The organism is Collinsella sp. AF11-11 (assembly GCF_003465485.1).
Taxonomy (GTDB): domain Bacteria; phylum Actinomycetota; class Coriobacteriia; order Coriobacteriales; family Coriobacteriaceae; genus Collinsella.
This window is the reverse complement of record NZ_QSAS01000028.1, coordinates 1-6,901: the sequence shown is the minus strand read 5'-3', so window position 1 is coordinate 6,901 and position 6,901 is coordinate 1. Positions and strand designations below refer to the sequence as shown.

Sequence of the window (6,901 nt, the reverse complement as noted above, 5' to 3'; positions counted from 1 at the left end):
GGGTTATACCCTAAGAGCAAACCACCCTTTTTAAGGGTGGTTCTGATGCCTCGCCTTTAAAGTTGTACCTTGCACTTTACGCTATCAAAGTGCTTACTGCAAAAACGCTACTGGAGGGCATTTATGGCACCAGCTCAGTCCGATCTTCAACCGCAATCAGCGCCCAAGGCCACCGCAGCGGCGCAGGCCGCTATCGGTGACGGTCTCGTTGCAGAAGCTCAGGCTTTTGCAGACGAGCTCGCTGCGTGGCGACACGATTTACACCAGGTGCCCGAGCTGGGTAATAGCCTCCCACAGACCTCTGCGTATATTCAAGCGCGCCTGACCGAGATGGAAATCCCATTTGCCACGCTCGTCGATGGTTCCTGTGTCGTGGGCCTTGTCGGCGCCAGTGCCGCCGCGGCCCAGGGCAATGGCGTCTGCACGGACGAACAGGCCGGTACGGTCATCATGCTCCGTGGCGACATGGACGCCCTGCCCGTTGCCGAAGAGTCAGGCGAGCCTTTCGCCTCTACGAACGGCTGCATGCACGCATGTGGACACGATATGCACGCGACGGCGTTGCTTGGAGCGGCGCGCCTGCTCAAGGCCCGCGAGTCTGCGCTTGTCGACGCCAACGCCACGGTTAAGTTGCTGTTCCAGCCGGGCGAGGAAACCTTTGAGGGTGCCCGCGCCGCCATCGCCGACGGTCTGCTGCAGAACCCGCGTCCCCAGGCCGCCTTTGCCATGCATGTCAATAGCCAGTCGCCGCTTGGCCTGGTGCTCTACGGCAGCCCGGCGCTCTCGGGCGTGTACGGTTTTCGCATCACGCTTCAGGGCAAGGGCGGCCATGGCTCGAGCCCCGAGATCTGCATCGACCCCATTACGGCGGGTGTGCACGTGCATCTGGCACTTCAGGAGCTTATCGCTCGCGAAGTGCCGGCGGCCAAGGAGGTCGCGCTTACCGTTGGCAAGTTCGCCGGCGGTCAGGCCGCAAATGTCATCCCTGATACTTGTGTGCTCGAGGGAACGCTGCGTGGCTTCGATGTCGAGCTCATGGAGCACCTCAAGGCCCGCATCGCGGAGGTCGTCAAAGGCGTTGCCACGACCTATCGTACGCCGGCGACTATTGAGACGCTCTCGGATGTTCCCCCGCTCGTACTCGATGACGATATGACGCAGGCGTCGCTTGGCTACGTGGGCGCGGTGCTGCCCAAGTCCGCCTTCCTGCCGTTGTTCCACGCCATGGCGAGCGAGGACTTTGCGCTTATCTCGAGCGAGATCCCAAGTGCGTACTTTACGGTGGGCGCGGCCGTGACCGATACGGACGAGCATTTTGCCCAGCATCATCCCAAGGCGCGCTTTAACGATGCCGAGCTTCCCCTCGGCGCCGCGGCTTATGCCGCCGTCGCTCTCGGATACATTGCGGACCACAAGGAGTAATCCATGTCCCAGCAACGTAAATTTTTCCCTGGCTGGTTCGTGGTGGCCTCTGGCTTCGTGATCATGGCCACGTGCTACACCATTTTCGTCAACTGCATGAGCCTGTTCCAGCCGCTCATCGTCAGCGACTTGGGAATTTCTCTTGCGCAGTACAACATCTCCAACGCCCACGATCGCTGCGTCTAAGCAGTTTGGCATGGCCGACCTGGGTAAGGCAGCGGGCACCATTACCTCGCTCGAGATGGTCGGCGGCACCGTGGGCGCCATCGTCTCGGGCGTGCTGTTCGATGCCACGGGCTCCTTTGCGAGCACCTGGATTGTATGCCTGGCGTGCTCCGTGGTCATGCTCGTGTTCCTGCTGGCATCCGAGCCCATTGCCGCCAAGCTGCGCGCGAGCGCGGCGGGAGAGTAAGGGCGCTGCCGCGTTTGCCGGCTCACCCTGATCTGCCCGCGGCGGTCTTGGGAGCCGAATGGATGCTCGTACCATCATTCGGTTTCCAAGGTCGCCGCAGGTCAAAGGACGGTCCGCTTTCCTTCGTCCCCAGCAGATCATGTGACCCGAAGGGGTCGGAGGAAAGCGGATCAGCTGTCGCGGCGGTGCATCTGGCCGAACGAGTCCCCATACCCTCGTTCGGTCAGATGCACCGCCGCGGTTTGAGTTTGTGCCGTATAATGACCACTACCTATGACGCGATACAAAAGAAAGGTGTTTGCCCATGCAGGCACAGAAGGCGGAGGGAACCCGCGACCTTATCGGCGCCGAGATGCGCGCCTGGCAAAAGATGCAGCAGATTGCGGCCGGCGTGTTCGAGCCGTTTGGTTTTAAACCCATCGAGACGCCCGCGATCGAGCAGGTGGACGTGTTTGTCCACGGTATCGGCCAGTCGACCGACGTCGTGCGCAAGGAAATGTTCCGTGTGTTCAGCGGTGCCAACCTGGAGCGCGTCTTTACCGAGGGCACCGACACCAAACTCAAGCCCAAGCAGCGCCTAGCACTTCGCCCCGAGGGCACGGCCGGCGTGGTGCGCGCCGTCGTCGAGAACAATCTGGTGCCCCAGGGCTCCACGCCGTTTAAGGCGTACTACGCCGAGGCCATGTTCCGCGGCGAGCGTCCCCAGAAGGGCCGCCTGCGCCAGTTCCACCAGGTGGGCATCGAGTGGCTCGGCGCTCCCGATCCGGCGGCAGATGCCGAGTGCATCATCATGCTCATGGAGTTCTACAAGCGCCTGGGCTTCGATCTTTCCAAGCTTCGTCTGCTCATCAACTCGATGGGTGACGCCCAGTGCCGTCCGGCTTATCGCGAGCAGGTTAAGCAGTTCATCCTCGATCACGCCGACGAGATGTGCGATGAGTGCCGCGAGCGCGCCGAGCTCAACCCGCTGCGTGCCTTCGACTGCAAGAACGACCACTGCCGCGAGATCATGGCCGAGGCTCCGCTGATGGGTGACAACCTGTGCGATGAGTGCCGCGAGCACTACGAGCAGGTCAAGCGCTATCTGGATGCCGCCGGTATCGAGTATGTCGAGGATCCCACCTTGGTGCGCGGCCTGGACTACTACACCCGTACTGTCTTTGAGGTCGAGGCCCCTGGCGCCGGCGTCGGCTCCATCGGCGGCGGCGGCCGCTACGATGGCCTGGTCGAGCTCGAGGGTGGCAAGCCCACGGCGGGCGTCGGCTTTGCTGTCGGTTTTGAGCGCGCCCTGCTGGCCCTGCAGGCCTTTGGCAGCGATTTGGGTGCCGATGAGGCCCCGTGCGTCTATGTCGCCAACGCCGGCAAGGAGCTGCGTCAGAACGTCTTTGCCATTACGCAGGAGCTTCGCGCCGCAGGGATTGTGACCGAGGCCGACTATCAGGGTCGTTCGCTCAAGGCCCAGTTTAAGCAAGCCGATAAGGTAGGCGCCAAGCTCATCTTGGTCCTGGGTGGCGACGAGCTTGCCGCCGGCAAGGTCAAAGTGCGCGACATGCAGAGCCATGACGAGGTGCTCGCCGATCTGGACAACGTCGTCGAGGCGGTTCGCGAGCGCCTGTAGCGCATCTTTTTGAGCTTCGGGCCTGCTAACGTGCCCTGCTCATGGAGAGCGATTGTTACGGGGGTGTTTCGCTTTTATGCGGAATGCCTCCGTTTACGTATGCCGCCCACCGAGAAATACGACCATTTAGGGCAAAAACCTTTGCAATGCAGAAAATACTTTTGTGTGGTAAAGCGCAATCAGTGTCGAAAGTATTTCTCAAGCGCCTATAATGAATACCGCATGTTACGTGCATAGAAGGAGGAATGGGAGGAAACGTGGCTGAGAACCTAAGCAACCAGTCTGTACCCGAAGCCGCGGCGCGCGTCGCTGCCGTGGTCAACCGCCTCGTTAACCGAATCGGCTCGAATGCCGAGTCCAGGGAGCGTCTCGCCGAGATCGAGATCCCCGAGGAGCTGCGCGACAATCTGGCGCTGTTCTTGCGCCTGGAGCGCCGTGTGCTTAGCGAGTATGATCCCGAGATCGCGGACCTGTTCGACAAGATTTTGACAGCCGAGATTGTGGTCAATGCCGGCAACCCCGGTACCTGCGCTGCCGACGAAGCCGTCGACGAGCAGGGCGTGCCCACCGCCGACGAGCCCACTGCCGTGGCATTTCGTGAGGTCGTCGATTTGATCGACAGCCTGCCGCTCGATAAGCAGCAGGTCATTGTCCGCGCCTTTACGAGCTTTTTCCATCTGGCAAACCTGTCGGAGGAGAACTACCGTGTGGCGCAGCTGCGCGAGCGCGAGGCCGGTGCGTCGACCGATACCGAGGTCGATCCTGCCAACGAGCTTACCGTTGCCTATCACCAGCTGGTGAATGAGCTGGGTGTCGAGGGTGCCAACGAGCTGCTCGACAAGCTCGAGTTCCACCCTGTCTTTACCGCACATCCCACCGAGGCCCGTCGTAAGGCCGTCGAGGGCAAGATCCGCCGTATCTCCAACCTGCTGGAGGAGCGTCCGCGTCTGGGCGGCTCCGACCTGGTGGAGAACGAGCGCCATATGCTGCAGGAGATCGACGCCCTGGTGCGTACGAGCCCCATCGCGCTCAAGAAGCCCACGCCGGTCGAGGAAGCCGATACCATCATCGACATCTTCGATAACACGCTGTTCGACGTTATCCCCGTTATCTATCGTCGTTTTGACGATTGGGTGCTGGGCGACAAGGCCGGTACTGTGCCGCCGCTGTGCCCGGCGTTCTTCCATCCCGGCAGCTGGATCGGTTCCGACCGCGACGGTAACCCCAACGTCACCGCCAAGGTGAGCCGTGAGGTCGCCGCCAAGTACTTTACGCACATGGTGCTCAAGCTCGAGGACAAGTGCCGCCACATCGGCCGCAACCTCACGCTCGAGGCTACCTACAGCAAGCCGTCGGCCGAGCTCATTAACCTGTGGAACCATCAGGTCGAGATGAGCCCTCGGTACACGGCCCGCGCCGAGCTGATCTCCGAGCACGAGCCGCATCGCGCCGTCATGCTCGTCATGGCCGACCGTCTGAACGCCACCGTGCGCCGTATCACCGACACCATGTACCACAGCGCCGACGAGTTCCTGGATGACCTGCGCGTCGTCCAGCGTTCGCTGGCCGCCTGCGGTGCCGTCCGTGCCGCCTACGGCCCGGTCCAGACCATCATCTGGCAAGTCGAGTCCTTCGGCTTCCATATGGTCGAGATGGAGTTCCGTCAGCACTCCGTGGTGCATGCCCGCGCCCTCAAGGATATCCACGAGAACGGTATCCATGGCGACCTGCAGCCCATGACGCGCGAAGTCATCGATACCTTCCGTGCCATCGGCTCCATCCAAAAGCGCTACGGCAAGAAGATGGCGCACCGCTACATCATCTCGTTTACCAAGAGCGCCCAGCATGTGGCTGACGTCTTCGAGCTGGCCCACCTGTCCTTCGCACACGAGGAAGATGTCCCCGAGCTCGACGTGATCCCGCTATTCGAGCAGCTCGAGGACCTCGAGGGCTGCGTCGACGTGCTCGACCAGATGCTTACGCTGCCCGTGGTGCAGAAGCGTCTTGCCCAGACCAACCGCCGCATGGAGGTTATGCTGGGCTATTCCGACTCCTCCAAGGACGCCGGTCCTACCACGGCCATGCTCGCGCTGCATTCCGCGCAGGAGCGCATTGCCAAGTGGGCCGAGAAGAACGATATCGACCTGGTGCTCATGCACGGTCGCGGCGGTGCCGTTGGCCGTGGCGGCGGCCCGGCCAACAAGGCCGTGCTGGCGCAGCCCAAGGGTTCGGTCAACTGCTTCTTTAAGCTCACCGAGCAGGGCGAGGTCATCTTTGCCCGTTACGGCAACCGCACGCTGGCTCAGCGCCATGTTGAGTCCGTTGCCGCCGCAACGCTTTTGCAGTCGGCCCCGAGTGTCGAGAAGACCAACACAGAGACCACGCAGAAGTTCTGGGATATGGCCGAGAAGCTTAACGCTGCAAGCCACGAGCGCTATCTGGACCTGCTGAACACCGAGGACTTTACACCGTGGTTCTCGACCGTGACGCCGCTGACCGAAGTCGGTCTGCTGCCGATCGGCTCGCGTCCCGCTAAGCGCGGCCTGGGCGCCAAGTCGCTCGACGACCTGCGTACCATTCCGTGGATCTTCAGCTGGAGCCAGGCACGCATTAACCTGGCCGCTTGGTACGGCCTGGGCACCGCCTGCGAGCAGCTTGGTGACCTTGACCAGCTCAAGGCTGCCTACCAGGAGTGGCCGTTCTTCCGCACGTTCATCGACAACATCGAGATGTCGATTGCTAAGACCGATCAGCGCATTGCCAAGATGTATCTACACCTGGGCGATCGCCAGGATTTGTCCGAGAAGGTCTTCACCGAGATGCAGCTCACGCGTAAGTGGGTCCTTGCCATCGTCGGTGACGAGTGGCCGCTGCAGCGTCGTCGCGTGCTCGGCTGCGCCGTTCGCGTGCGTAACCCCTATGTCGACGCCCTGTCCATCGCCCAGGTCCGCGCCCTTCGTGAGGTGCGTATGAACCAGGACGAGATGGCCGAGGAGAAGAAGGCCGAGTACATGAGCCTGATTCTTTCGACTGTGACTGGCGTCTCGGCAGGATTGCAGAACACGGGGTAATCGATAGCCCTGTAGTCGTCCGGGCCCGCCATCAGTTTACTTTTAGGCACGTCCTCGGACATGCAAGAAGCCCTCGCTGCGCACTTCGTGCGGCGAGGGCTTCTTGCGTCCTGCGGAGTGTGCCTAAAAGTAAACTGATGGCGGGCCCTGCGATGTCCGGTCTTCGGCGGATTACTGCTGGGGGAATAATGGCGCGCTTCGCGCGTTTGGAAAGGGCTTCGTGCTGCGGAATGCATTCGGAGGGAAACCCATCGGGTCCCTTCGTCCTCGGTCTTCGGGGATTAAAGCTGATGAAAATAAAGTGCGCTACGCGCGTTTTGGATGGGGTTTATCTCGGTGGCGCATTTGGCGCTTCTCGCCTTATGACTGTTGCGGGCC

At 61.6% G+C, this 6,901-nt stretch carries 5 protein-coding genes; all 5 read left to right on the top strand.

Annotated features, from left to right (window positions below):
• Positions 1-123: 123 nt before the first annotated feature.
• The 5 genes from DWV58_RS09600 to DWV58_RS09580 all read left to right on the top strand — a co-directional run bounded on the left by DWV58_RS09600 (position 124) and on the right by DWV58_RS09580 (position 6,523).
• Entirely contained in the window at positions 124-1,422 is a 1,299-nt protein-coding gene (locus tag DWV58_RS09600) for a M20 family metallopeptidase (protein WP_117776933.1), read from the top strand.
• A gap of 3 nt (positions 1,423-1,425) precedes the next feature.
• The gene (locus DWV58_RS09595) at positions 1,426-1,608 is read left to right on the top strand and encodes a hypothetical protein (protein WP_117640028.1); all 183 of its coding nucleotides are present in this window, start codon (positions 1,426-1,428) and stop codon (positions 1,606-1,608) included.
• 10 nt (positions 1,609-1,618) lie between these two features.
• Positions 1,619-1,834 (top strand): hypothetical protein, encoded by a 216-nt coding sequence (locus DWV58_RS09590; RefSeq protein ID WP_117640030.1) that lies wholly within the window; start codon positions 1,619-1,621, stop codon positions 1,832-1,834.
• A gap of 304 nt (positions 1,835-2,138) precedes the next feature.
• Positions 2,139-3,452 (top strand): histidine--tRNA ligase, encoded by a 1,314-nt coding sequence (hisS, locus tag DWV58_RS09585; RefSeq protein WP_117640032.1) that lies wholly within the window; start codon positions 2,139-2,141, stop codon positions 3,450-3,452.
• 257 nt (positions 3,453-3,709) lie between these two features.
• Positions 3,710-6,523: a phosphoenolpyruvate carboxylase gene (locus tag DWV58_RS09580; protein WP_369831629.1), complete on the top strand. Its 2,814-nt coding sequence runs from the start codon at positions 3,710-3,712 to the stop codon at positions 6,521-6,523.
• Positions 6,524-6,901 lie beyond the last annotated feature (378 nt).